Genomic DNA, 24,685 nt, shown 5'->3' on the forward strand with positions numbered 1-24,685 from the left:
TACCGGTACTGTACCGAGAACTGTCGATACACTGGTTCCATCGATTCTCTTTCCGGAACCTTCGCATCATGCTGCCCGAAATGCTCAGCGCGCTGCCCGCCGGCATGCTCTTCGTCGTCGTCACGAGCATCACGCCCGGCCCCAATAACACCATGTTGCTCGCTTCCGGCGTCAACTTCGGTTTTCGTCGCACGCTGCCGCACATTCTCGGCATCAGCGCGGGCGTGGTCGTGCTCATGCTCTCGGTGGGCTTCGGGCTTGGCCAGGTCTTCAGGCACATCCCGTCGCTCTATACCGTGCTGGAAGTCGCGAGCATTGCGTACCTGCTGTATCTCGCGTGGAAAATCGGCAGCTCGGGCGACATCAAGGTGAAGAGCGGCGAGCACCGGCCCATGCGCTTTCATGAAGCCATCGCGTTCCAGTGGGTCAATCCCAAGGCGTGGATGATGGTGCTCACGGCCGCCACCACGATCCGCCTTTCCACGAACTTCGGCACCAACACGATGGCGATGGCGTTCCTGTTCTATGTGGTCGGCCTGCCCTGCATCTGCATCTGGGCCGCGTTCGGCACCAGCATGCGGCGCTTTTTGTCGAATCCGCGGCGGCTGCGCGCCTTCAATGTCTTGATGGCGCTTTCGTTGCTCGTTTCGCTGTATCCGATGTTCGCGCATTTGCTTCAACATTAAATCGACCCGCCGCCTTTCGCACATTCAAACGTTACAATCCCAAGCGGGAAACATGGGCGGCGGAGTCACACTTTGTCTGAGTTTGAAGCGGGTTTTATTCTCACCCGCCACTGGCGCGATACGGGCGAACACACCGAGGTCGACTTCTGGCTTGCGACCGAAGCGGGGCCGCGCCAGTTGCGCCTGCGTCCCCAGCCCTCTGTCGCATTCGTGCCCGCCGCTCAGGAAGCGGCGGCCCGCGCCGAGCTAAAGGGCGACGCACGCGCCGATCTACGCCCCCTCAACTTGCGCGACTTCCAGCGCCGCCCGGTGCTGGGGCTCTACTCGCCGCAATATCGCGCTCTGACCGGGAACGCCAGGCGACTCGCCAAAGCGGGCGTCGACGTCTACGAAGCCGATATCCAGCCGCCCGATCGCTACATGATGGAGCGCTTCATCACCGCGCCCGTGCTGTTTCGCGGCGATGCGGGCAGCCAGGACGAAAGCGGCGTGCTGCTCGAAGGCGAGATGAAGCCCGCCAACGGCTATCGCCCGCAGTTGAAACTGGTGTCGCTCGACATCGAAACGAGCGCCAAGGGCGAACTTTATTCGATCGCGCTCGAAGGATGCGGACAACGCCAGGTCTATATGCTCGGCCCCGCAAATGGCGACGCGAGCCTGATCGACTTCGACTTCGATTACTGCGAAAGCCGCGCGCAGATGCTCGAATGCCTCAACGCCTGGATGGCGAAGCACGATCCCGACGCGATCATCGGCTGGAATCTCGTGCAGTTCGATTTGCGCGTGCTGCACGCGCATGCCCAGCAAACCGGCGTGCCCCTGCGTCTTGGGCGCGGCGGCGAAGTCATGGAGTGGCGCGAGCACGGCATGCGGGAGAATCACTTCTTCGCGGGCGCCGCGGGCCGCCTCATCATCGACGGCATCGAGGCGCTGCGCTCGGCCACCTGGAGCTTCCCGTCGTTCAGCCTCGAATACGTCGCGCAGGCGCTGCTCGGCGAGGGCAAGTCGATCGACAATCCGTATCAGCGCATGGACGAGATCCAACGCCGCTTCGACGAAGACAAACCCGCGCTGGCCCGCTACAACCTCAAGGACTGCGAACTGGTCACGCGCGTCTTCGAGAAAACCGAGCTGATGGCGTTTCTGCTCGAACGCGCGTCCGTCACGGGGCTACCCGTGGATCGAAGCGGCGGTTCGGTCGCCGCGTTCACGCATCTGTATCTGCCGAAAATGCATCGGCTCGGCTACGTCGCGCCCAATCTCGGCGACGTGGTGGGCGAAAACAGCCCCGGCGGCTTCGTCATGGACTCGCGCCCCGGCATCTACGATTCGGTGCTCGTGCTCGATTACAAGAGCCTCTACCCCTCGATCATCCGCACCTTCCTGATCGATCCCGTCGGGCTCATCGAAGGGCTGGGCGACCCGAGCGACGAAGCGTCCGTGCCCGGCTTTCTCGGCGCGCGCTTTTCCCGCGAGAAGCACTGTCTGCCGGAAATCGTCCGCCAGGTCTGGGAGGGCCGTGAACATGCGAAGCGGCAGCACAACGCCCCGCTTTCGCAGGCGCTCAAAATCATCATGAACGCGTTTTACGGCGTGCTCGGATCGACCGGCTGCCGCTTCTTCGACCCGCGCCTCGCCTCTTCGATCACGATGCGCGGGCACGAGATCATGCGCAGAACCCGTCAACTCATCGAGGCGCAAGGCTACGACGTGATCTACGGCGACACCGATTCGACCTTCGTCTGGCTCAAGCACGCGCACAGCGAAGCCGACGCCACGCGAACCGGCAAGCAGCTCGTCGATCACGTGAATGCCTGGTGGAAGGCCGAACTGCAGGAGCGCTTCGGTCTCCAAAGCGCCCTGGAGCTGCAGTTCGAACGCCACTATTCGCGCTTTCTCATGCCCACGGTGCGCGGTGCGGAAGAAGGCAGCAAAAAGCGCTACGCCGGCCTCACACTGGCGAAGCACGGCGGCGAAGAAGTCGTGTTCAAGGGCCTCGAAACGGTGCGCACCGACTGGACGCCGCTCGCTCAGGAATTCCAGCGCGAACTGTACCGGCGCATTTTCCAGCGCGAGCCCTACGTTGAGTACATTCGCGACTATGTGCGGCGCACGCTCAATGGCGAACTCGATGACCAGCTCGTCTACCGCAAGCGTTTGCGGCGGCCGCTCGTCGAGTACCAGCGCAACGTGCCGCCGCACGTGCGGGCGGCGCGTGTCGCGGACGAGTTCAATCGCGCGAAAGGCCGTCCGCTCCAGTATCAGAACGGCGGCTGGATCAGCTACGTGATGACGACGGCCGGACCCGAGCCGCTCGAGACGCTGAGTTCGCCGCTCGACTACGCGTTCTATGTGAGCCGCCAGCTACAGCCTGTTGCGGATGCGATTCTGCCGTTCCTGCGCGAGGATTTCGATACGTTGATGTCGGGGCAACAGAGTTTGTTCTAGGCATGCGCCATCTCGGCCGCCCTAACGCGCGCGCTCAATGAACCGCCACAGCGCATCGTCCGTCGAATATGGCGCGTTGAAGCGAAACCACGCGCTCGGTTCGTCGTCGGGCCTGAAATACGAGCCAGGCGCGAGCCAGATGCCGTCGCGCAACGCCGCCGTGGCGATCGCGCCGGCCCGTTCGGGTTCGATGGCAAGGCGCGCCCACACGAACAAGCCCGCGCGCGGCCGGTGGAATATCTCGAGCCCCAGCCCGTCGAGCCGCTCCTCCACGCAGGCATGCGCGGCCTTCAGCCGTTCGTTCACGAGTTCGACATGGCGCGCGTGGCGTCCTTCGAGCAAGACCTTGTCGACCATGCGCTCGATGGTCGCCGACGAGGTGAGCCCCACCGCCATCTTCGCGCGCGCCAGTTCGCGCAGCACATCGCGCTCGGCGACCACATAGCCGCAACGCAGAGAAGGCGTGACCGTCTTCGAAAAGCCGCTCACGTACAGCACGCGCTGCAAGCCTTCCATCGCCGCGAGCAGCGGCGCGCCTGGCGGCGCAAGCTCGCGGCTCACATCGTCCTCGACGACCCACATGCGCTGGCGTTCGGCGATCTGCAGCAAGCGGAAGGCGTTGGACATCGCATACGTCGCGCCGGTGGGATTCTGCAGCGTCGTGTTCACGAAGATCGCCTTCGGCTGGTGCGCCGCCACCTGGCGCTCGAGCGCCTCGATGTCGAGCCCGGCGGGCGTGCGCGGCACGCCGCGCACCGTGAGCCCCGCGAGCTTGAGAATCTGCAGCAGATTGCAGTAGCCGGGGTCTTCCACGAGCACCGTGTCGCCGGGCCGCAGCAGCGTACGCACGATAAGGTCGAGCCCCTGCGTCGCGCCCTGCGTGAGCAGGACGTTCGACACCTCGACAGGCAGCCCCTGACGATCCAGCTGCGCCGCGATGCGCTCGCGCAGCGGCGCGTAACCGTACGGGTGCCCGTAGTCGCCAAGGCGCACGGCCGGCACCCGGCTCATGGCGCGCAAGGCGTGCTGCAGGCCGCTTTCGTTGATCCACTCGCCCGGCACCCAGCCGCACCCCGCCTTGATCGGCACCGAATGATCGGCGAACACGTCGGAGAGCAGCCACGTCGCCGTCAGCGTGGGCGGCTGCCAGCCCGTCGCGCTCGCCCGCGCCGACTCGCTCCGGGGCGCCACGCGGTAGCCCGAGCCGCGCCGCGCGACGACGAAGCCCATCGAAACGAGACGGTTGTACGCCTCGGTCACTGTATAGGTCGATAGTTCGTGCGATTGCGCGAGCTGGCGCACCGAGGGCAAGAGCGCCCCGGCGCGCAGCGTTTGCGCTTCGATCGCGCGCGTAAAGCCCTGCACGAGCTGCTCGACAAGCGTTGTAGTAACGCCGCGGCCGCGCTCCAGTTCGAGTTCGATCATCGGAAAGCAAGCGTATAGTGCGAGGGAAAACCCGTACGATTCCGGATGCCGACCAATACAGTTGGCGAGAATTGTCCAGCACGGTTTGCAGATCAGTATAGAGACTGTCTATGCCGTCGTTCAAGCCTCGGCGCTACAGTTGAGCCAAACCCATTTGAGGAGAAGCACGCATGACTTCGCGCCCCGTCATCGACGATCTCTCGTCGTTCTGGATGCCCTTCACCGCCAATCGCCAGTTCAAGGCCGCGCCGCGCCTGCTCGAATCGGCCAAGGGCATGTACTACCGCACGACCGATGGCCGCGAAGTGCTGGACGGCAGCGCGGGCCTCTGGTGTGTGAACGCGGGCCATGCGCGCGAGGAAATCGTCGCCGCAATCGCCCAGCAGGCCGGTACGCTGGACTTTGCCCCCACCTTCCAGATGGGCCACCCGCTCGCATTCGAAGCGGCCCAGAAGATCGCCGAAATCATGCCGGCCGGCCTCGACCGTGTGTTCTTCACGAACTCCGGCTCCGAGTCGGTCGACACCGCACTGAAGATCGCGCTCGCCTACCATCGCGCACGCGGCGAAGGCCAGCGCACCAAGCTGATCGGCCGCGAGCGCGGCTATCACGGCGTGGGCTTCGGCGGCATCTCGGTGGGCGGCATCGGGCCAAATCGCAAGGCGTTCTCGGGCCAGCTGCTGCCCGCAGTCGATCATCTGCCGCACACGCACAATCTCGAGCACAACGCGTTCTCGAAAGGCCAGCCGGCCTGGGGGGCCCATCTCGCGGAAGACCTCGAGCGCATCGTCGCGCTGCACGACGCCTCGACCATCGCCGCCGTGATCGTCGAACCGGTGGCAGGCTCGACCGGCGTGCTGATTCCGCCGCAAGGCTATCTGCAGCGTCTGCGCGAGATCTGCACGAAGCACGGCATCCTGCTGATTTTCGACGAGGTCATCACGGGCTTCGGTCGCCTCGGCAAGGCCACGGCCAGCGAGTATTTCGGCGTGACGCCGGACATCATCACCATGGCCAAGGCGATCAACAACGCCGCCGTGCCGATGGGCGGCGTGGCCGCGAGCCGCACGGTCCACGACACGATCGTGAATAGCGGCGCGCAGGGCGCAATCGAACTGTTCCACGGCTACACCTATTCGGCGCACCCGCTCGCCGCCGCCGCCGCGATCGCGACGCAGGATCTGTATCGCCGCGAGGGCCTGTTCGAGCGCGCCGACGCGCTCGCGCCGAAGTTCGAAGCCGCCGCGCATGCGCTGCGCGGCGAGAAGCACGTGAAAGACGTGCGCAATCTTGGCCTCGTTGCCGGCGTCGAACTCGACTCGCGCGACGGCGCACCTGGCGCGCGCGCTTACGAGGTTTTCGTGAAGTGCTTCGAGGCGGGCGTGCTGATCCGCTTCACGGGCGACATCCTGGCGTTCTCGCCGCCGCTCATCGTGACCGAAGAGGAAATCGCACGCCTGTTCGGCACGGTGCGCGACGTGCTCGCCACGGTGCAGTAACGCGCGAGGCGCGAGCTAACGGCTTACGCGCGCCTGCTTTCATTTGGTAATCCGCCGCAAGGGCGGCCCGGGCTCGGGCCGCCCTTTCTTTTTCCGGCCGTCGGCGCGCGAGGACCCGGTTCAAGCACAGCGCGCGCCATCGGCGTATCGTTGCCCTATCCGCCATAAGAAACGCGATTGCGGCGAGCGCGCATCGACCGACGTGCGCTGGCCAGGAGGGAATCTCATGAAGATGCCAGTCCGCATCGGCACGCATATCGAGGGCGTCCACTGGATCGCCGAGTATATGGAAGCGACCCATCAAATCCGTGTGTTCCGTGACGGCCGCGTGGTCGACACGATCCCCGCGCCCGCGGCCATGTTCGGCGAAGAGCGCGACGCGGGTTCGGCCAGCGACGCAGCGAGCCGCGCCGAGGAAGCCGCGCTGCTCGCCTGCCTGCGCCGCTACGTAGCCGACGTGCAGCCGGAAGAATAGGACTCTTGATCATTGTCCCTGCCTCTTGCAAGGAGAGCTCGCCGATGAACGAGCGCAACGATCGCTTCCCGCCGCAGCTTATCGAAACCGATGCGCTCATCATCGGCGCCGGGCCGGTGGGACTTTTCCAGGTATTCGAACTGGGCCTGATGGAAATCCACGCGCACGTGGTCGACTCGCTGCCGGTGGTGGGCGGCCAGTGTGCCGAGCTATACCCCGACAAGCCGATCTACGACATTCCGGCGGTGCTGATGTGCACCGGCCAACAGCTCGTCGATGCGCTGATGCAGCAGATCGAGCCTTTTGGCGCGACGTTCCATCTCGGCCAGGAAGTGCAGATCGTCGAGCCGCGCGCCGACGGCCGCTTTTTCGTGCAGACGAGCAAGGGTACGCAGTTTCTGGCGAAGACGGTGTTCATCGCGGCGGGCGTGGGCTCTTTTCAGCCGCGCACGCTCAAGCTGAGCGGCATCGAGCGCTACCGCGACACCCAGCTGTTCTACCGCGTGCGCGATGTCGAACCCTTTCGCGACAAGGACGTCGTAGTGTGTGGCGGCGGGGATTCGGCGCTCGACTGGGCGCTGCAGCTCGTGGACGTCGCGCAGAGCGTGATTCTGCTGCACCGGCGCGAGGGCTATCGCGCCGCGCCGGCAACCGTCGCGAAGATGCACGCGCTATGCGAGGAATGGCGCATGCAGTCCATCGTCGGCCAGCTGACCGGCTTCGACGACGAAGGCGGCAAGCTCAAACGCATCAAGGTGACGGGCGGCGACGGCGTCACGCGCTCGCTGGATCTCGACTACCTGCTCGTGTTCTACGGCTTGTCGCCGCAACTCGGGCCGATCGCGCAATGGGGCCTCGAGATCGAGCGCAAGCAGTTGCCCGTGGATACGGCGCGCTTCGAGACGAGCGTGCCGGGCATCTTTGCCGTCGGCGATATCAATACCTATCCGGGCAAGAAGAAGCTGATTCTCTCCGGCTTTCACGAAGCCGCGCTCGCTGCGTTCGGCGCGGCGCATCACGTGTTTCCCGAGAAGAAAATTCATCTGCAGTACACCACGACCAGCACACGCCTGCACAAGGTGCTCGGCGTGGAGTCGCCGGTATTCGACTGAACGCGGAGCGCGTGCCCCGCGCTTTGTCACCGCACGATCAGGCTTGCTCGGCGTCCTGCTCGCGGAAGATGCGGTCAGCGAGATGGAACGCCGAGTTCGCCGCCGGCACGCCGCAGTAAATCGCTGTCTGCAGCAGCACTTCCTTGATCTCGTCGCGCGTGACGCCGTTGTTGCGCGCGGCGCGCAGATGCAGCGCGAGTTCTTCGCTGCGGTTGAGCGCGACCATCATCGCGATCGTCAACAGGCTGCGCGTGTGGCGCGGCAGGCCATCGCGCGTCCAGATCTCGCCCCACGCGTAGCGCGAAATGAAGTTCTGGAATTCCTCGGTCACTTCGGTGCGGTTGGCGAGCGAGCGATCGACGTGCGCGTCGCCCAGCACCGCGCGGCGCACCTTCATGCCGGCTTCGTAGCGGTCTTCGTCGTTCATCACGCCCCCAGCAGGAAATCGACCACGATCTTGTTGTACTCGTCCGCCAGCTCGACGTTCGAGATGTGCGCGGCGTTCAGCTCGACATAGCGCGCGCCCGGCACCGATTCGGCCAGTTCGCGCCCTTGGGCGGGCGTCGCGGCCAGATCGTGCGTACCCGAGATCACGAGCGTGCGCGCCTTGATAGACGGCGCCTCGCCGCGCAGATCGGCGGCGTTGATCGCTTCGCAGTTCGAAGCATAGCCGTCCTTGTCGGTATGCACGAACACGTCGCGGACCTGCGACATCACGAGCGCATTGTTCGCGATGAATTCGGGCGTGTACCAGCGCGGCAGCACCGCTTCGGCGAGCGCGAGCATGCCTTCGCTGCGAGCCTTCGCCGCACGCGGCACCCACACTTCCGGCGAGCCGATCTTCGCGGCGGTATTGCACAACACGAGCCGGTCGATGCGGTTGGCGTAGCGCGCGCCGAGGCCGACGCCGGTCAGGCCGCCCATCGAAACACCTACGAAATGCGCGCGTTCGATGCCGAGCTGGTCCATCAGGCCGATCACGTCGCCGGTCAGTTGCTCGATGGTGTACGGGCCCTGCGGCGCCGCCGAGTGGCCGTGGCCGCGCGTGTCGTAGCGCAGCACGCGGAAGTGCTTCGTGAACTCGGCGATCTGCGGCGTCCACATCGACACGTCGCTACCGAGCGAATTCGACAGAACCACCCATGGCGCCGAGCGGTTCTCCGAACCGTCGATGCGGTAGAACAAATGCGTGTCGTTGACGGCTGCGTAAGGCATGCGTGTTACTCCTCGTGTGTCTTCCATGATCAATGGGGCGTGCGTTACTTTGCTTTCGCTTCATACGACGCGAGCACCGCGTCGACGAACGCGGGCGCCTGCCCCACGTAGTTGGCCGGATCGAGCAGCGCTTTGAGGCGCGCTTCGTCCAGGTGCCTCGTCACGGCGGGATCCGCCGCGAGGACTTCGTACAGCGTACGGCCGCTTTGCACCGCGGATTTCGATGCGTGCTCAACGAGATGATGCGCGTCCAGGCGCCCGATCCGGTCGCCGAGCGCGAGCATCACGGCTTCGCCGAGAATGAGTCCGTGCGTGATGTCGAGATTCGCCGCGAGCCGTTCGGGCCGCACTTCGAGTCCGGCCGTGATTTGCTCGATCTGCGCGAGCGCGCCGCCGGCGAGGCGCGCGAGATCGGGCAGCGCATCCCACTCGGCTTGCCAGCCGCCGAGTGCGCGCTCGTGTTCCTGAACCATGCCCGCGAACACCGTTGCGACGAGACCCGGCGCGCGCGTGGCAGCCGTCAGGACGGCTGCGCAACCCACAGGGTTGCGTTTGTGCGGCATGGTCGAGGAACCGCCCTTGCCTGCCGCCGCCGGTTCGCCCAGCTCGCCGACTTCGGTCTGCATCTGCAAGGAGATGTCGCGCGCGATCTTGCCGAGCGTGCCGATGAGCATGCCGAAGAACGATGCGGCTTCGGCAATGCGGTCGCGCTGCGTGTGCCACGGCAACGCGGGCAGCGCGAGACCGAGTTCTTGCGCGAGCGCGGCGCTCACCGCCGGGGCGGCGTCGCGCAGACTCGCGAGCGTGCCTGCCGCACCGCCGAACTGCAGCACGAGCGCCCGCTCGCGCAGCACGACGAGGCGTTCGCGATGGCGCAGCATCGCGTCGAGCCATTGTGCGAACTTCAATCCGAGCGTGGTGGGCAGCGCCTGCTGCAGCCACGTGCGCCCGACCGCCGGCGTCGCGCGATGCGTGCGCGCGAGGTCCGCGAGAGTCGCACACAGGGCGTCGATGCCGCGCTCGATCAGCGCGAGCGCGTCGCGCAACTGCAGCACGGTGGCCGTGTCGATGATGTCCTGGCTCGTGGCGCCCCAGTGAACGTACTTGGCGGCTTCGGGGTCGGCGGCCTTCACGCGCGCCGTGAGCTGCTTGACGAGCGGGATCGCCAGGTTGCCGCCCAGCGCGGCGTCGCGCGCTAGCGCCGGTGCGTCGAGCTGGTCCGCCGCGCAGGCCGCGACGATCGCGGCCACGGCGGACTGCGGAATCACGCCATGCGCCGCAGAGGCGCGCGCAAGCGCCGCTTCGACGTCCAGCATGCGTTGCAGCGTGGCATCGGGAGACCAGACCGCGTTCATCGGTTCGGTCCCGCAGATCAGGCTCGTGAGGCGTTCAATCATGGAGTGTGGCGCGCGGAAAAAAGCAGGCGTTCCGATACAGCCGGAACGAAGCGGGCGCGGCAACCGTCGACGAATGCCGACGGTTGCCGCGCCACTCACGTGCGGACGATGCGCACGTCTACAGACACTTTACGCTGCGCGACGGTTTTGCGTCGCGTCGATCAGCGGCACGCCGGCGAGCTTCTGCAGCGCGTCGAAATCGATGTCCGAATATATCTCGCGCACGGCGAGGCCTTCGGGCGTGACGTCGAACGCGGCGAGGTCGGTATAGATGCGGCCCACGCAGCCCACGCCCGTGACCGGGTACGAGCATTCGCTCACGAGCTTGCTTTCGCCCTGCTTGGTGAGCAGTTCCATCATGACGAACACCTGCTTGGCGCCGAGTGCGAGGTCCATCGCGCCGCCCACGGCCGGAATCGCGTCGGGCGCGCCCGTGTGCCAGTTCGCGAGGTCGCCGTTCACCGACACCTGGAACGCGCCGAGCACGCAGTAGTCGAGGTGGCCGCCGCGCATCATCGCGAACGAGTCGGCGTGGTGGAAGAAGGCGCCGCCGGTGAGCAGCGTGACGTGCTGCTTGCCCGCGTTGATGAGTTCGTCGTCTTCTTCGCCGGGCGCGGGCGCCGGGCCCATGCCGAGCAGGCCGTTCTCGCTGTGCAGGAAGATTTCCTTGCTCGGATCGAGGTGGTTGGCCACCAGCGTCGGAACGCCGATGCCGAGATTCACATACGCGCCTTCGGGAATGTCCGCGGCCACGCGCTTGGCCATTTCATCGCGATTGAGTCGTTTCATTGCCTCTCTCCGTTCCTTCAGGCTGCCTGGCCGCTTTGGTCGGCGTGCGCTTGATGCGCCGCTTGCGGCACTGCCACGACGCGTTGCACGAAAATGCCGGGCGTCACGATGTTTTCCGGATCGAGCTGACCGAGTTCGACGACCTCCGAAACCTGTGCGACGGCGACCTTCGCCGCGCTAGCCATGATCGGGCCGAAGTTGCGCGCCGTCTTGCGATAGACGAGGTTGCCCCAGCGATCGCCCTTGTACGCCTTGATGAGCGCGAAGTCGGCGTGCAGCGGGGCTTCGAGCACATAATGACGGCCGTCGATCAGGCGCGTTTCCTTGCCTTCGGCCAGCTTCGTGGCGTAGCCCGTGGGCGTGAAGAAGCCGCCAATGCCGGCACCGGCGGCGCGAATGCGCTCAGCCAGATTGCCTTGCGGCACGAGTTCGAGTTCGATTTCGCCGGCGCGATAGAGCGCATCGAACACATACGAGTCGGTCTGGCGCGGGAACGAGCAGATGATCTTGCGCACACGCTTCGCCTTGAGCAGCGCGGCAAGGCCGATGTCGCCGTTGCCTGCGTTGTTATTCACGATGGTGAGGTCGCGCGCGCCCTGCTCGATGAGCGCGTCGATCAGTTCGGCGGGCATACCGGCCGTGCCGAAGCCGCCGATCATCACCGTGGCGCCGTCATGCACATCGGCCACGGCGGCTTGAAGCGAGTCGAAAATCTTGTTGATCATGCCTGTTCCTGAGAGCGATGCGCATCGCGGAAGGTCCACGTCACTGGATCGCGGAAAAGTTCTATATACGAACACTGATTCGTTTAGCGAACGTCCCGCGCATTATCGGAGTGGATTCAAGCGCTTGTCAAGGCGGGTCTACCCACACGGGCAATCTACTTCATCCCGGCGCCGGCAAGCGGCGGATCGCACACGCGGCCCATCCGTCAGGCCGGGCGCGCCCGTGAGCAGATACCCCAATATGCGAAATGCCGATTCATCGACTAGTCTTTATCCGATTTCGACATAGTCAGCGCCGCCGCGCCCGCGCCTTCATGCACGACCTCGATCTGAATCTCATCCCCTTTCTCGTGGCCATGGAGGAAACGCGCAACGTGAGCCGCGCCGCCGAGCGGCTCGGCGTGAGCCAGCCGCGCGTGAGCACGGCGCTCGGCAAGCTGCGCGAGTTCTTCGGCGACCCGCTCTTCGTGCGCACCTCGCGCGGCATGGAGCCTACGCCGCGCGCGCTCGGCCTCATTCCCGCCGCGCGCGACGCGCTGGTGCACATCGAGAAAGGCATGCTGCAGGCGCAGGACTTCGATCCCGCCACGAGCACGCACACGTTCTCCATCGCGCTCTCCGACGTCGGCGAGATCGTGTTTCTGCCGCGCCTCCTCCAGGTTTTCGCCGAACGCGCGCCCAACGCAAACCTGCGTTCGGTGTCGCTGCCGCCTGGTCAGGTCGAGCGCGGTCTCGAATCCGGCGACATCGATCTCGCAGTCGGTTATTTCCCCGACCTCGGCGGCAACAACTTCTTTCAGCAGCGCCTCTTCACGCACCGCTTCATCTGCATGATGCGCAGCGGGCATCCGCTCGCGGGCAAAGCGATGACGATCGAGCAGTTTCTCGCCATGGGCCATGCTGTCGTGCGCGCCGAAGGACGCAGCCAGGAAGTGCTGGAACAGTATCTGGAGAAAAGGCGCATGCGCCGGCGCGCCGTGCTCGAAACGCCTCACTTCATGAGCCTGCCGTTCATTCTCACGCGCTCCGATCTCATCGCGACCGTGCCGCATGCAATCGGCTTCGCCTATGTGTCCGAGCACGCATCGATCACGCTCGTCGAGCCGCCGCTGCAATTGCCGCGTTTCGATCTCAAGCAGCACTGGCATCGCAAGTATCACAATGCGCCGCGTGGCGCATGGCTGCGAAGCATCGTGGCGGAACTGTTCAACGACGCCATGGACGAATGGCCCAAATGACCCCTCGCGCCAAGCACGGCAAAACATGAAACAATGGGCGCTCGTGGTGCACGCCAAAGCGGCGTCCTTCCACATGTCAGGAGCCCATGCATGAGCGAAGAAAAAAAGGCCGGGAAATCGAAACAAAGCGCGAAACAAAGCGCGAAGCTAAGCGCGACCCAAGGTGCGAAGCAACGCAAGAACGCAGCGAGCACGAGCGCCACGCGTCCGTCACGCGCCGAAGCCGAGGATGCGGTGCGCGTGCTGTTGCGCTGGGCCGGGGACGACCCGGCTCGCGAAGGGCTGCTCGATACGCCGGGTCGCGTCGTGCGCGCCTATGAGGAATTCTTCGCGGGCTATGAGGTCGATCCGCGCGAAATCCTGTCGCGCACCTTCTCGGAGGTGGACGGCTACGACGAAATGATCGTGTTGAAGGACATCCGCTTCGAGAGCTACTGCGAGCATCACATGGTGCCGATCATCGGGCGCGCACACGTGGCGTATTTGCCCGAGCATCGCGTGGTGGGTATCTCGAAGCTGGCGCGTCTCGTCGACGCATTCGCGAAGCGCCTGCAGATCCAGGAGAAGATGACCGCGCAGATCGCCGACACGCTCAATGAAATCCTGCAGCCCAAGGGCGTGGGCGTGATACTCGAAGCATCGCATCAATGCATGTCCACGCGCGGGGTGCACAAGGCGGGTGTGGAGATGGTGACGTCGCGCATGCTCGGCACGTTCCGCACCGATCCTTCCACGCGCCGCGAGTTTCTCGCGATCGTCGGCAATCCGAGCGCAATGAGCGTCTCGAATACTTGACCGGAACGCACAGATAAAGAACGGGACTGCGTGTCCCGTTCCCCTCCTTACTTGAGCGGACTTTCGTCGCCCCGCTCGATCTCGCGAATCTTGCCCTGGCGCACGCTGCTGCCCGGCGGCACGCTATGCGTGAGCCACACGTTCCCGCCAATTACCGAGCCGCGCCCGATGGTCACGCGGCCGAGAATCGTCGCGCCCGCGTAGATCACCACGTCGTCCTCCACAACAGGATGGCGCGCATTGCCCTTAACGAGCGTACCGTCGAGGTCGGCCGCGAAACTCTTCGCACCGAGCGTCACGGCCTGATAGACGCGCACGCGTTCGCCGATAATCGCCGTCTCGCCGATCACGACGCCCGTGCCGTGGTCAATGAAGAAGCTCGAACCGATCTGTGCGCCGGGGTGAATGTCGATGCCCGTTGCCGAATGCGCGATCTCGTTGATGAAGCGCGCGAGCAGCGGCACGCCGAGACGATGCAGCGCATGGGCGAGCCGATGATGCGTCATGGCCCACACGCCCGGGTAGCACAGCAGGATCTCGGTGATGTGTTGAGCGGCCGGGTCGCCCGTGAACGCCGCCTGAATGTCGCTCACGAGCAGCGCGCGAATATCGGGCAGTTGCCGGCCGAACTCGCGCGCCACGTCGAATGCGCGCGCGCGTAGCTCGTCGTCGCTCGCCTGCGAGCTTTCCGGCAGGAAGCGCAACGCGCGGCGAATCTGCTCGGCAAGCAGCCGCAAGGTGCTGTCGAGCGTATGGCCCACGTAATAGTCGATGCTCTCGTCGGTCAGGTCGGGCGCGCCGTAATGCGTGGGAAAGAGCGCGGCGCGCAGGCCGGCCACGATGGTGACGACGGCATCGCGTGACGGCAGTTCGCGGATACCGAGGGGATGGCGCGTGCGGTGCCGCTCTTCGCGCGACGCACGCAGATCGGCGACGATCTGTTCGAGACCCCAGTCGGGGGAATCAGCTTTGGACATGGTGATGCGGCAACAGACGCAGGTTCCGTGCGGGAGTGAGTGTATCGACCCTAGAGATTACCGCGTTTTGCGGGAGTTCGCCGAAGCCCTCGAAGCCGGGCTACGCCCGCTGGGCGCTCAAAGCGTGACCGTGCTCGCGTCGATCCAGCGAACGGCCCAGTCGCGCGCATGGGCGATGGCGGCCGCCTCATCGGAAAAGCGCAATTCGGCAGGGAAAAATCGGTTGGCAACGAGTTCGCCGTCGCTCGAGCGCGAAATCACCACATACGGTTGATACGTGCCGTCACCGGCACGCGCCGGTGCGCAGTTCAGCAAATAGCCACGATGCGTAAATGCAGCGTCGAAGTGCATGTGTGTCACCCGCCCCTGACTGCCTCGTCCATTTTATTTGGCGCGTGCATTCAGGATCGTGCGGCAAAGCCACAGCATGAGCCCTCGCCCGGCCCATTAATCGAAAGCGCGCCAACTCGTTGAAAGAGGATCATACTCCTGGGAAAAAGGCCGAACCAACGAAAAAAATGCAACATAGCTGGACGCGTTCTCCTGGCGAACCGGCTTGCTTTTCACCCCCGATTCAAGGGTGCGGCGCTGCAGCGGAACGGCGCTTGCGGAATTGCCTGCTGAACGCAGGCACCCAGCTCTTCCAAGGAGGAAGCATCATGAATCGTCCCGACGACATGCAAAAAGCGAATATGGGAGACGTCAGCGCGTCGCAGTCGCGGCCGCGCAGCGCCGAGCTCCACAACGACCGCACGCACGACAGCTCGGTCGACACCGACGGCAAGAACCGCGAGGCGGCGCGCCTGGCGGGCGAAGGCTGCATCGGCCCCGACGAAGTGACGACCAGCAACGCCACTCTCGTCAACAGCGTGGCCGAATCGGATGACGGCCTGGCGGGTTTCGACAGCCGCAAGGGCGTGCACCGGCTGCCGATCGCGCTCGAGTCCGGCTACGAGGTCGTCGACCTCGGCATGAGCGCGCCCGAAGAGTCCAGCGAGGTGGACTGGCAGCGCAACGCCGCACGCGAAGCGGGCGTGCGCCGCAGCCCGGGACGCCTGCACTTCGCGCTCAATCATCTGCGCCCGACGCGCGTGATCGCGTTGCAGCGCAAGCCCTGAACAACGGTTCGCCGCTCACCGTGCGGCGAACCGTTGGCGATTATCCAGGCGAGATCGCAGCAATGGCGGATACGGACAGTATCCAGTCGAGCGCAGCTAAAAATCGAAATGAAAAGCCTGAAAATTAATGAAAGCCGATAAATCGCCGGCATTACCTTGGCGAGTAGCACGCTTTTGTCGCTTTCGAAATGCCGCTTGGCTTTATTTCGGCTTCCCGCAATGCACAACTTTCGTGCAGCCTGACGCTTGTTCAGGGGACCAGAATTCTCTCCGATGTCACCGAAATCTGACAGAAATGACCCCAGCAAAGCGGGAGGATTGCAGACGAGGGGGGATCAGATAGGAATTTAGTGATAAATTCTTACATCATAAGAAGCGAGGAGCGAGTGTCTGAGGGCTTGCCCCGCGATCTCGCCCAGCGCTGATGGAGAGTGTTGAACGTGCCTCTACATTTTATTGAGCAGATGTCGCCCGTGCTCGACGCGCCCGAAGAGGCAGCGTGGTTCGACGCGGTGGCGAAGCTCGCCAGCTCGTGGGGATTCAGCCAGCTCATGCTGGCGATCTTGCCGCGCCCGGGCATGAGGCTCGAGGATGCGTTCATCCGCACGAACTACTCGGCCGCCTGGCGGCAGACGTACAACGACCACGGTATGGCCTACTTCGACCCGACCGTCTCGCATTGCACCACGCGGTCGGCGCCGCTCATCTGGTCGCCGGAGCTGTTCGCGACCGAGCAGCAACAATCCATGTATGAGGAGGCCCGCTCGTACGGGCTGCGCGCAGGCATCACCCTGCCGATCCATGGCCCGCGCCAGGAAATCGGCATGCTCTGCTTCGTCAACGACGCGAATCCCACGGACAAATTCTGGGACGACGTAAACCGCGCGCTGCCGAACCTCGTCCTGCTGCGCGATCTCGTGCTGGACACGAGCCAGCGGCACCTGAACGACCATGTCCAGTCGCTGATTCCCAAGCTCACGCCACGGGAAAAGGAATGCCTCAAGTGGACTGCGCTAGGCAAGTCCACTTGGGAAATTTCTCACATCCTGAACTGCTCTGAAGCCGTCGTGAACTTCCACATGAAGAACATTCGCGGGAAGTTCGGCGTGAACTCACGGCGAGCGGCAGCCGTGATTGCGACCCAGATGGGTCTTATTGACCCGGGCTAAGCACCATCGGTGCTTCGCCGCGCAACACGCGCTCGGCACGGCCAAGGTCGCCGTCCGAAATCGTCTTGTTGAAATACAGCCCCAGCAGGATCGACACCGGCGGCGGAATCTCCGCGCCCGACTCGAACCGGCTGCCGCGCGACTGCGTTACGCCGAAACGCGCCCAGAAGCGGCGCTGGCTCTCTTTCTTCTTCTTCCGATACGCAATGATCAGGACGCGGTCGACGACCGAGGACAGATCTCCCGGGGACGACATGGTATTCGCACCCGAGTGCCATTGATTGCCCATAAGTTCCATGATGACTCTCGCTGTCAGATATGCCTGATGAGTGACTGCCGCGGAAGTGATTCTCCTTAAGAGGCCCTATCTGCGCACCTACCTATCTAGATAGGTGTTTTTTTATATTCATAACGCATAGCTTTCGAACCGTACTGCCGCGCTTCCACACAAATCGGGAGAGTTGTCATGCAAGCTGCGATACGGATCGGACTGAGACAGGACTTCGACAACGAGGACATCAATGAAATGTACCGGCTGCGCGCGCGGGTGTTCCGCGACCGCCTCGGCTGGGACATTCCCACCATCGCGGGGATGGAAATCGACGGCTACGACGCGCTCGGCCCCCATTACATGCTGATCCAGGACGGCGCGGGCCACGTGCGCGGATGCTGGCGCATGATGCCCACCGAAGGTCCCAACATGTTGCGCGACACCTTCCCGCAACTGCTGCAAGGCAAGGCTGCGCCAACGGCCCGCAACATCTGGGAACTGAGCCGCTTCGCCATCGAATCGGGCAACGATCAGGCCTTCGGCTTTGCCGACGTGACCATGAGCGCGATGCGCGCTGTCGTCTCTTTCGCTGACCGCGCGGGCATCAACAGCTATGTGACGGTGACCACGACGCCCATGGAGCGCCTGCTGCGTCGCACGGGCATCGAGCTGACGCGGCTCGGCGCGCCGATGCGCATTGGCGTGGAGAATGCCGTCGCGCTGGAAATCGCGATGAGCCAACAGACGCACCACGCGCTGTTCGGGGCGATGGCCCAGGCCGCCTGAGAGCGACGCCGCGCAGAGACAAATATGCCCTGGCTGGGTGTTGTGCCCTTCTCGCTCAGCCAGGCAGGTTGTTGTTTTTGTCAGACAAATATAACCAGAATTCCTCTGCCGACTGCGTACACCGAACGCGGCGGCCCCTAATCGGCCTTGACCTCGTCGGCGCGCGCTTCCGCCGTTTTCTGCGCGGCCGAAGCGCTGCGCCTGAAGCGGATGTGGGAAATCCGCCCCACGCAAAGCGCCGCCGCGAGCGCCGCGCAGCCCGTCAGGCCGATCCCCAGATGGATCGCATCGACCAGAACGTGGCGCACCGCATCGATCAGCGCCGCGCCGTCGAGTCCCGCCGCCTTCATCTGCGCGACGAGACCCTCGCGCAACGACGCGTCGATCAGCACGCGCGGATCGGCGAGCTGGGGTTGCCAGCGCTGCTGCAGCGGCACGCCGATCACCGCCAGCGCGTCCCCCACCCCGGCCGCATAGCGATGGTTGACGATGGTCGCCACGACGCTGGTGCCGAGCATGCCGCCCACCATGCGCGTGGATTGCAGCAAGGCAGTCGTGATGCCGAAACGCTCCCGCCCGGCAATCTCCTGGCCGAAAATATTCAGGTTGTTCAGGATGAAGCCGAGCCCGATGCCCACCGCCGACATCGCCAATTCGAGCCAAAGGTGCGCCGTGTGGCGGGACGCGAAGGCAAGACCGGCGCAAGCCGCGACCAGCAGGCTGAAGCCGACCGTGAGAATCGTCGTGGGCTTGCGCAGCCGGATCACGATGCGCGTGTTGATCAGGCTGCCCAGCGCGATACATGCTGCGATCGGCGTGGCGAGCAGGCCTGCCTCCTGGGGCGACAGCCCGAAACCGCCCTGCAGCAGGAGCGGCGCGAAAAAAATCAGCGAGAACATCACGAAGCCCGAAAGCGTCGAGAGTGTAAACAGGGTGACGAGCTGCGGGTCGCGAAACAGATCGAGCGGGATGATCGGGTGCGTCGCGCGGCGCTCGCAGGCCAGCAGCGCCGCCGCGCCGGCGAGGACCGCCAGCGCGAGCGCGCCGTTGCCGGCCGTCAGGCCGCTTTTGGGCACCCCCTCGATCAGGGTCTGGAAACCGCCCAGCACCAGCGCGACGAGCGCGGCGCCCGTCCAGTCGATGCGCACCTCCCCAGTACGCGCCGGCTGGTAGCGCGGCAGATGCGCCCAGATGAAATAGAGCGCAAGCGCGCCGACCGGCAGGTTGACGAGAAAGGTCGAGCGCCAGCCAAAGTGCTCGCTGAGCCAGCCGCCCAATGAAGGCCCAGCCGCCGTGCCGATGCCGTAGGCGGCCGCCATGACGACCTGCCAGCGCACCCGCGCGCGCGGGTCGGGAAAGAGATCGGGAATCGAGGCGAACGCCGTGCCCACCATCATCCCGCCTCCGACGCCCTGCAGCGCGCGCGCTGCTGCCAGAAAACGCATGTCTGTCGCGAGCCCGCACAGCACGGAGGCCGCCGTAAACACGATCACCGCGGCGATCACGAAGCGCTTGCGGCCAAAGTAGTCGCCGAGCCGGCCGAACACGGGCACCGTCACGACCGAGGCCAGCAGGTAGGCGCTCGCGATCCACGCGTAGAACTCGAAACCGTGCAGTTCGGCGACGATCGAGGGCAAAGCGGTGCTGACGACGGTTTGATCGAGTGCGACGAGCATGTTGACGAGGCCGATGCCGAGCATGGCCAGCAGCGCGTCGCGAAACGGCAGGTTAGCGGAGGAAGGTTTCACAGGAGGGGAAGACTGCGCAGAGCGAAAAAGAGGCAACGATAACGGGATGCCGGTGCGCGTGCAACATAACGGCATAGCAAACGAAAAACCGACGGCGCTGTGGTATTCCGACGCAACCTACTTGATCTTCCTTCCTGCACCTTCCACATTTCATACAGTCCGGCTGCGTGTTGACCTGCGATCCATTAAGCTTCTCGCCAGTCACGACACGCCGCGCACGCCTCGACGCAGCATTGCCCGGGGCCGCGCGATTCTCGATCCCACTCCAAGAGGAGGTCTTATGTACACACGCATCCTTGTCGCCGTCGACGGCAGCGCCACCTCGCGCCGCGCCTTCGAAGCCGCGCTCGACCTGGCGAAAGCGATGGGCGCGACCCTGCAGCCGTATTACGTGATCGAGAACACGCCCATGTATTTCGACGCGCCGGGCTACGACCCGTCTATCCTGCGCAACCAGATGATCGCGCAGGGCAACGAACTCGCGGAAGAAATGGACAAGGCGATGGGCGAGCGTGGCGTGCAAGGCGCCATGCTCACGGGCGAAGCCTCCTCGCTCGACGACGTGCCGACGCTCGTGCTCAACGCCGCAAAGACCGCGGGCGCCGACCTGATCGTGATGGGCACGCACGGCCGCCGGGGCTTCCAGCGCCTGATCCTCGGCAGCGTCGCCGAACGCTGCGTGCGGCAGTCAACGCTGCCCGTCCTCCTCATCCCGTCGGCCGCCGGAAATGCCGGGCATTAGTCGCATGATTGCTGGCAGTTCTGGGTGCTATTGGAAAGTCGCTTGCGCGCCGTCAGCCGCCGCGTGAGCGGCTTCTGATAAGCCTCAAAACGACTCATCTTAAATGCGCGTCGCTTTGTCACTAATCTGAGATTCGACCCCGGTAGACAATGCCTGGACAGAAATCAAAGGAGCATTGTCCATGCTGAACAATACCGTCGCTTCTCAAACCACCGCGCGCCGCAGCAATCGCACGCCCCTGACGACGGCGCCGCGCACGTCCACGCGCTGTTCGGTTTGCGCCATGCGGCACCTGTGCATGCCCCAGGGCCTCACGCTCGACGACCTGCCAAAGCTCGAAGCCTTGATATGCTCCGCGCGCAGCGTGCGGCGCGGCGAAGCCCTGTATCGCGCTGGCGACACCTTCGACAACCTCTACGTCGCGCGCTCCGGTTCGCTCAAAACGGTCATGGCGCACCGCGACGGGCGCGAGCAGGTCACCGGGCTGCGTCTGGCCGGCGACCCGCTCGGCCTCGACGGCATCAGCACCGGCTTCCACACCTGCAGCGCCGTGGCGCTCGAAGACAGCTCGGTCTGCCTTATCCCCTACTCGGCGCTCAAGCATTTGTGCCGCGAAACCGGCGCCATGCAAGACCGGCTGCACCGCCTCATGAGCGAGCAGCTGATCCGCGAATCGTCGCAAATGATGGTGCTCGGCTCGCTCTCCGCCGACGAACGCGTCGCCGCGTTCCTGCTGGACGTTTCCGAACGCAACGGCCAGCGCGGCTATTCGCATGCGGAGTTCAACCTGCGCATGACGCGTGAGGATATGGGCAGCTATCTCGGCATGACGCTCGAAACGGTGAGCCGCACCCTGTCGAGATTTCAAAAGCGCGGCCTGATCGACGCGCAGGGCAAGCTGATCCGTATCATCGATATCGAAGGTCTGCGGCATCTGTAATTCCCGGCAAACCCCCGGCGGGCGGCCCCCCGGGGATTCCGACGCCGCGCCTTGCTGGCGCGGCAACGCCGTTGGCACAACTCCTGCGCGGGAGTTAAAGTTTCGTACTACGCCCACGCAAGGAGAATCGCCGAAATGCATCTCCCGCAATCCCCCACGCTCGCGGCCCGTCTCGAAGCGGCGCGCAGCGCCAGCGACGCGCTCTTCAACGTCGTCAAGCCCGAGTTTCTGTACGAGCGGCCCATTCGGGAGCGGCACCGCATCGTGTTCTATATGGGTCATCTGGAAGCATTCGACCGTAACCTCTTCGACAAGCGCCTGTTCGACCTGCCCTCCGCCGATGCGCGCCTCGACCAGCTGTTCGCGTTCGGCATCGATCCTGTCGATGGCGGCCTGCCGACCGATGTGCCCGCCGACTGGCCCGACCTCGCCGAAGTCCTGGCCTATGGACGCGACGCACGCAGCCGCATCGACGCGCAGCTCTCGACGCTCGACCTGCCGCCCGATGCCTCCAATCACGACACGCCGGGGCAGTTGCTGAACGTCGCGATCGAACATCGGCTCATGCACGTCGAAACGCTCGCCTACATGCTTCACCAGTTGCCGTTCGCACAAAAGCAGGCGCCCGCCGCTACGGGCGCGCGAACCGACCCGCTCTATACGGTCAAGGCCGCAACGGTGCACGTGCCCGCGGGCCGCACGGAACTCGGCATGACCGCCGAGCGTGGCCTGTTCGGCTGGGACAACGAGTTCGGCGAGCAGCAGGTCGACGTGCCGGCCTTCGAGATCGACCGCTACATGGTGACGAACGGCGCGTTTCTCGAATTCATCGAAGACGGCGGCTACCACAAGCGCGAACTCTGGAACGACGCGGACTGGGCATGGAAGGAAAGCGCACGCGTGGCGCACCCCGTGTTCTGGTCGCGCGGCGCCGAAGGCTGGACGCTGCGCACGATGTTCGAAGACATCGCATTGCCGCTTGCATGGCCCGTGTATGTGAGCCACGCCGAGGCCAGCGCCTTTGCGCGCTGGCGCGGCATGGCGCTGCCGAGCGAGGCGCAGTGGCAGCGCGCGGCGCACGGCGCCCTGCCCGGCCGCAGCGACAACTTCGATTTCCGCGACTGGAATCCGGTGGCCGTCGACGCCACGCCGGACAGCGCCAGCACGTGGGGCGTGGAGGGTCTGTACGGCAACGGCTGGGAGTGGACCTCCACGCTCTTCGGTCCACTGCCGGGTTTCAAGGCGTTCCCGTTCTATGAAGGGTATTCGGCAAACTTCTTCGACGGTCAGCACTACGCAATGAAGGGCGGCTCGCCGCGCACGGCCCAGTGCATGTTGCGACCAACGTTCCGCAACTGGTTTCAGCCGCGTTATCAGTATGTTTATGCGGGATTTCGCTGCGTGCGCAACTGACTCGCCAATCGAACACACGGCAGAGCGCGATCGGCAAGCGACCTATCCCCACCTCCGTCGCACGCCGGCCGTCAAGGCCGTCATGGCGTTTCTCGTGGAATGTGCCATCGCGACACGATAGCGTGCAAGATCGGCTTACCGTGAGCCGGGCACCCGCTGCCCTGGCAAGAAGCCGCCGTCGAATCCAGACAGCGCGGGAAAGCTGGTCGATTTCCCGGGCGCGGCGAGGCCGCCGGCATTGCTTTGCGTGGTTCGCAGGCCCGGGGCCAGAAACAGGAACTTCCATCCGTCGTAGGTCTGCGCCCCCTCGAAATCCTCGTATTGCCGCGGAAATCCCGCGCGCTTGATCGTGGCCTCGTCTGAGCGGCTGAAGACACCGTAGAACCGATCGCCCTGCAGCATCGGCACCCAGTCGTTCTTGCCCGTGACCGGATCCGGATAGGCAAAGCGCAGATGGTGCAAGGGCTTGGGAAACCGTCGGTCGTCGAGCAGTTCATCGACTGATGCGGGATAAGCCCGGCCGACGCGGTAGTAGCGCAGAATCGCGAGCCGATACTGGTTGCCGGCGAACAGCAGTTGCTTCTCCTGCTCGCGGCGGCGTTGCAGCGACCACACGTCGAGCGCCCCCGCCAGAGCAATCGACAGCAGCATCAGCGCAATCAGGAGCGTCAGCAGCACCAACCCGCCCTCATGCGCGGCACGCGGCCGCGCGCGTTGCCTCGCCCGCGCTTTCGCGCGCGAGGCGAAACGCGACGTGCCGGCCGCGCGGCTCATTTGGCGCTCCCTTCTGCGCGCGGTGGCGCTCCCTGAGGAGCGCTCGCCGGCGCCACGTCGTAGACGCCCGGCTTGTTTTCGTCCGGCGAAGCGATCACCGCCCATTTGTCATCGCCATTGACGGGATCTACGGGGACGGCGCGCAAGTAATGCTTCGCCACCAGTTCGTCGAGCGTCTCGGGATATTGGCCGTTGTCTCCGTAGTACTGATCGATCGCATTGCGCATCACGGCGACGTTCTGCTGCCTGACCTGCTCCTTGCCGCGTTCGATGCTGTGCATGTAGCGCGGCACCGCGATTGTCAGAAGCAGGCCGATGATGGCCATCACGACGACGAGTTCGATCAGCGTGAAGCCGCGGGCCTTGTGCGTGCGAGCGGGTTTCATGATGCATCGTCACCATTGTTTGTACGGGATGCCGTTAATGCCGACGCGATCGGATTTCGACGACACGTCGAACACATCCTTGCCAGCCTGTTCGCCGCTCATGCCCGGGTCGCCGGCCGCCGCCGGATCCGGCGGCTCGCCATAAGAGCGCACGCTCCACGTGTCTTCCGCAAGCGTGTCCGGGTCGCCGCTAAAGAAAGGATCGCGCGGCACGTGACGCAGGAACATCAGCAGTCCGCCCTTCGGATCCCTGGCGTTCTTCACGCCCGTCACGAGCACGCTCAACGTCGGCGGATAGCCGGACGCTTCGGCATCCTTGTCGATGAGACCGGTATCGCTCGCCTCCTTGTAGGCGTCGAGCGCGGTACGGATCTCGCGCAATGCGTCGCTCAGCTGCTGCTCCTTCTGACGCTGCACCATCAGTTCCGAGAATGGCATGATTGCGAGCGCGAGAACGCCGACGAGCGCGAGCGTAACCACCAGTTCGATCAGCGTAAATCCGCGCTGATCGAGCTGGCGTGTGGCGCGCAAGCGCATCGTTCTCGTTGCGGTAGCCA

General features: G+C 64.6%; 26 protein-coding genes. 13 read left to right on the forward strand and 13 right to left on the reverse strand.

Features of this window, described 5'->3' with window-relative positions:
* The first annotated feature begins 68 nt into the window (after window positions 1-68).
* Both M3I53_RS08525 and M3I53_RS08530 read left to right on the forward strand, forming a co-directional pair.
* Window positions 69-686, forward strand: coding sequence for a LysE family translocator (locus tag M3I53_RS08525; RefSeq protein WP_254315514.1), 618 nt, complete (start codon window positions 69-71; stop codon window positions 684-686).
* A 72-nt stretch (window positions 687-758) separates the two neighbouring features.
* Window positions 759-3,134: a DNA polymerase II gene (locus tag M3I53_RS08530; RefSeq protein WP_254315515.1), complete on the forward strand. Its 2,376-nt coding sequence runs from the start codon at window positions 759-761 to the stop codon at window positions 3,132-3,134.
* A gap of 21 nt (window positions 3,135-3,155) precedes the next feature.
* On the opposite strand, the gene M3I53_RS08535 is transcribed toward M3I53_RS08530, so the two are convergent.
* On the reverse strand, window positions 3,156-4,559 hold the full coding sequence (locus tag M3I53_RS08535) for a PLP-dependent aminotransferase family protein (protein ID WP_254315516.1): 1,404 nt from the start codon (window positions 4,557-4,559) through the stop codon (window positions 3,156-3,158).
* Window positions 4,560-4,729: 170 nt separating this feature from the next.
* Between M3I53_RS08535 and M3I53_RS08540 the strand changes: the two genes are divergently transcribed.
* From M3I53_RS08540 to M3I53_RS08550, 3 genes are all read left to right on the forward strand, one after another.
* On the forward strand, window positions 4,730-6,058 hold the full coding sequence (locus M3I53_RS08540; RefSeq protein WP_254315517.1) for an aspartate aminotransferase family protein: 1,329 nt from the start codon (window positions 4,730-4,732) through the stop codon (window positions 6,056-6,058).
* Window positions 6,059-6,284: 226 nt separating this feature from the next.
* On the forward strand, window positions 6,285-6,533 hold the full coding sequence (locus M3I53_RS08545) for a hypothetical protein (protein ID WP_069267122.1): 249 nt from the start codon (window positions 6,285-6,287) through the stop codon (window positions 6,531-6,533).
* A 44-nt stretch (window positions 6,534-6,577) separates the two neighbouring features.
* Entirely contained in the window at window positions 6,578-7,645 is a 1,068-nt protein-coding gene (locus M3I53_RS08550) for an NAD(P)/FAD-dependent oxidoreductase (RefSeq protein ID WP_254315518.1), read from the forward strand.
* A 37-nt stretch (window positions 7,646-7,682) separates the two neighbouring features.
* Here the strand turns inward: M3I53_RS08550 and pcaC are convergent, their stop codons facing one another.
* The 5 genes from pcaC to M3I53_RS08575 all read right to left on the reverse strand — a co-directional run bounded on the left by pcaC (window position 7,683) and on the right by M3I53_RS08575 (window position 11,771).
* Window positions 7,683-8,072 (reverse strand): 4-carboxymuconolactone decarboxylase, encoded by a 390-nt coding sequence (gene pcaC, locus M3I53_RS08555; RefSeq protein ID WP_028206361.1) that lies wholly within the window; start codon window positions 8,070-8,072, stop codon window positions 7,683-7,685.
* On the reverse strand, window positions 8,072-8,860 hold the full coding sequence (gene pcaD, locus M3I53_RS08560) for a 3-oxoadipate enol-lactonase (RefSeq protein ID WP_254315519.1): 789 nt from the start codon (window positions 8,858-8,860) through the stop codon (window positions 8,072-8,074). Before pcaD ends, pcaC begins: the two co-directional genes overlap by 1 nt.
* A gap of 44 nt (window positions 8,861-8,904) precedes the next feature.
* The gene (locus M3I53_RS08565) at window positions 8,905-10,257 is read right to left on the reverse strand and encodes a 3-carboxy-cis,cis-muconate cycloisomerase (RefSeq protein ID WP_254315520.1); all 1,353 of its coding nucleotides are present in this window, start codon (window positions 10,255-10,257) and stop codon (window positions 8,905-8,907) included.
* 129 nt (window positions 10,258-10,386) lie between these two features.
* Window positions 10,387-11,046, reverse strand: coding sequence for a 3-oxoacid CoA-transferase subunit B (locus M3I53_RS08570; RefSeq protein ID WP_042260188.1), 660 nt, complete (start codon window positions 11,044-11,046; stop codon window positions 10,387-10,389).
* A gap of 17 nt (window positions 11,047-11,063) precedes the next feature.
* A complete protein-coding gene (locus M3I53_RS08575) occupies window positions 11,064-11,771 on the reverse strand; it encodes a 3-oxoacid CoA-transferase subunit A (RefSeq protein WP_254315521.1) in 708 nt (235 codons plus the stop codon).
* 314 nt (window positions 11,772-12,085) lie between these two features.
* Here M3I53_RS08575 and M3I53_RS08580 point away from each other — a divergent pair, with 314 nt between their 5' ends.
* Together M3I53_RS08580 and folE are read left to right on the forward strand one after the other, a co-directional pair.
* Window positions 12,086-13,009, forward strand: coding sequence for a LysR family transcriptional regulator (locus tag M3I53_RS08580; protein WP_254315522.1), 924 nt, complete (start codon window positions 12,086-12,088; stop codon window positions 13,007-13,009).
* A gap of 90 nt (window positions 13,010-13,099) precedes the next feature.
* Window positions 13,100-13,804, forward strand: a complete 705-nt coding sequence (gene folE, locus M3I53_RS08585) for a GTP cyclohydrolase I FolE (protein WP_254315523.1) — start codon at window positions 13,100-13,102, stop codon at window positions 13,802-13,804.
* A gap of 47 nt (window positions 13,805-13,851) precedes the next feature.
* On the opposite strand, the gene epsC is transcribed toward folE, so the two are convergent.
* Together epsC and M3I53_RS08595 are read right to left on the reverse strand one after the other, a co-directional pair.
* On the reverse strand, window positions 13,852-14,781 hold the full coding sequence (gene epsC, locus M3I53_RS08590) for a serine O-acetyltransferase EpsC (RefSeq protein ID WP_254315524.1): 930 nt from the start codon (window positions 14,779-14,781) through the stop codon (window positions 13,852-13,854).
* Window positions 14,782-14,898: 117 nt separating this feature from the next.
* Window positions 14,899-15,132: a hypothetical protein gene (locus tag M3I53_RS08595; protein WP_028206369.1), complete on the reverse strand. Its 234-nt coding sequence runs from the start codon at window positions 15,130-15,132 to the stop codon at window positions 14,899-14,901.
* A gap of 326 nt (window positions 15,133-15,458) precedes the next feature.
* Between M3I53_RS08595 and M3I53_RS08600 the strand changes: the two genes are divergently transcribed.
* Together M3I53_RS08600 and M3I53_RS08605 are read left to right on the forward strand one after the other, a co-directional pair.
* Window positions 15,459-15,899, forward strand: a complete 441-nt coding sequence (locus M3I53_RS08600; RefSeq protein WP_254315678.1) for a DUF3005 domain-containing protein — start codon at window positions 15,459-15,461, stop codon at window positions 15,897-15,899.
* Window positions 15,900-16,363: 464 nt separating this feature from the next.
* Window positions 16,364-17,068: a LuxR family transcriptional regulator gene (locus tag M3I53_RS08605; protein WP_028206371.1), complete on the forward strand. Its 705-nt coding sequence runs from the start codon at window positions 16,364-16,366 to the stop codon at window positions 17,066-17,068.
* On the opposite strand, the gene M3I53_RS08610 is transcribed toward M3I53_RS08605, so the two are convergent.
* Window positions 17,052-17,366, reverse strand: coding sequence for a helix-turn-helix transcriptional regulator (locus tag M3I53_RS08610; protein ID WP_035514098.1), 315 nt, complete (start codon window positions 17,364-17,366; stop codon window positions 17,052-17,054). The two genes, M3I53_RS08605 and M3I53_RS08610, sit on opposite strands and share 17 nt — an antisense overlap.
* A gap of 168 nt (window positions 17,367-17,534) precedes the next feature.
* Between M3I53_RS08610 and M3I53_RS08615 the strand changes: the two genes are divergently transcribed.
* Entirely contained in the window at window positions 17,535-18,125 is a 591-nt protein-coding gene (locus M3I53_RS08615; RefSeq protein ID WP_254315525.1) for an acyl-homoserine-lactone synthase, read from the forward strand.
* Window positions 18,126-18,262: 137 nt separating this feature from the next.
* Here the strand turns inward: M3I53_RS08615 and M3I53_RS08620 are convergent, their stop codons facing one another.
* Entirely contained in the window at window positions 18,263-19,825 is a 1,563-nt protein-coding gene (locus M3I53_RS08620; protein ID WP_254315679.1) for an MFS transporter, read from the reverse strand.
* A gap of 328 nt (window positions 19,826-20,153) precedes the next feature.
* On the opposite strand from M3I53_RS08620, the gene M3I53_RS08625 reads away from it, so the two are divergent.
* From M3I53_RS08625 to M3I53_RS08635, 3 genes are all read left to right on the forward strand, one after another.
* Entirely contained in the window at window positions 20,154-20,615 is a 462-nt protein-coding gene (locus tag M3I53_RS08625) for a universal stress protein (protein WP_254315526.1), read from the forward strand.
* A 181-nt stretch (window positions 20,616-20,796) separates the two neighbouring features.
* Window positions 20,797-21,555, forward strand: coding sequence for a helix-turn-helix domain-containing protein (locus tag M3I53_RS08630; RefSeq protein WP_254315527.1), 759 nt, complete (start codon window positions 20,797-20,799; stop codon window positions 21,553-21,555).
* 135 nt (window positions 21,556-21,690) lie between these two features.
* Entirely contained in the window at window positions 21,691-22,968 is a 1,278-nt protein-coding gene (locus M3I53_RS08635) for an SUMF1/EgtB/PvdO family nonheme iron enzyme (RefSeq protein ID WP_254315528.1), read from the forward strand.
* A 135-nt stretch (window positions 22,969-23,103) separates the two neighbouring features.
* Here M3I53_RS08635 and M3I53_RS08640 read toward each other — a convergent pair whose 3' ends face one another.
* From M3I53_RS08640 to M3I53_RS08650, 3 genes are read right to left on the reverse strand one after another with little or no spacing between them, the layout of a single operon-like run.
* Complete coding sequence (locus M3I53_RS08640; RefSeq protein ID WP_254315529.1) at window positions 23,104-23,742, reverse strand: type II secretion system protein; 639 nt, start codon at window positions 23,740-23,742, stop codon at window positions 23,104-23,106.
* A complete protein-coding gene (locus M3I53_RS08645; protein WP_254315530.1) occupies window positions 23,739-24,128 on the reverse strand; it encodes a type IV pilin protein in 390 nt (129 codons plus the stop codon). The genes M3I53_RS08640 and M3I53_RS08645 overlap by 4 nt, the downstream gene beginning before the upstream one ends.
* Before the next feature lie 9 nt (window positions 24,129-24,137).
* On the reverse strand, window positions 24,138-24,665 hold the full coding sequence (locus tag M3I53_RS08650; protein WP_254315531.1) for a type II secretion system protein: 528 nt from the start codon (window positions 24,663-24,665) through the stop codon (window positions 24,138-24,140).
* Window positions 24,666-24,685 lie beyond the last annotated feature (20 nt).

Source organism: Paraburkholderia sp. CNPSo 3272 (assembly GCF_024206495.1).
Taxonomy (GTDB): domain Bacteria; phylum Pseudomonadota; class Gammaproteobacteria; order Burkholderiales; family Burkholderiaceae; genus Paraburkholderia.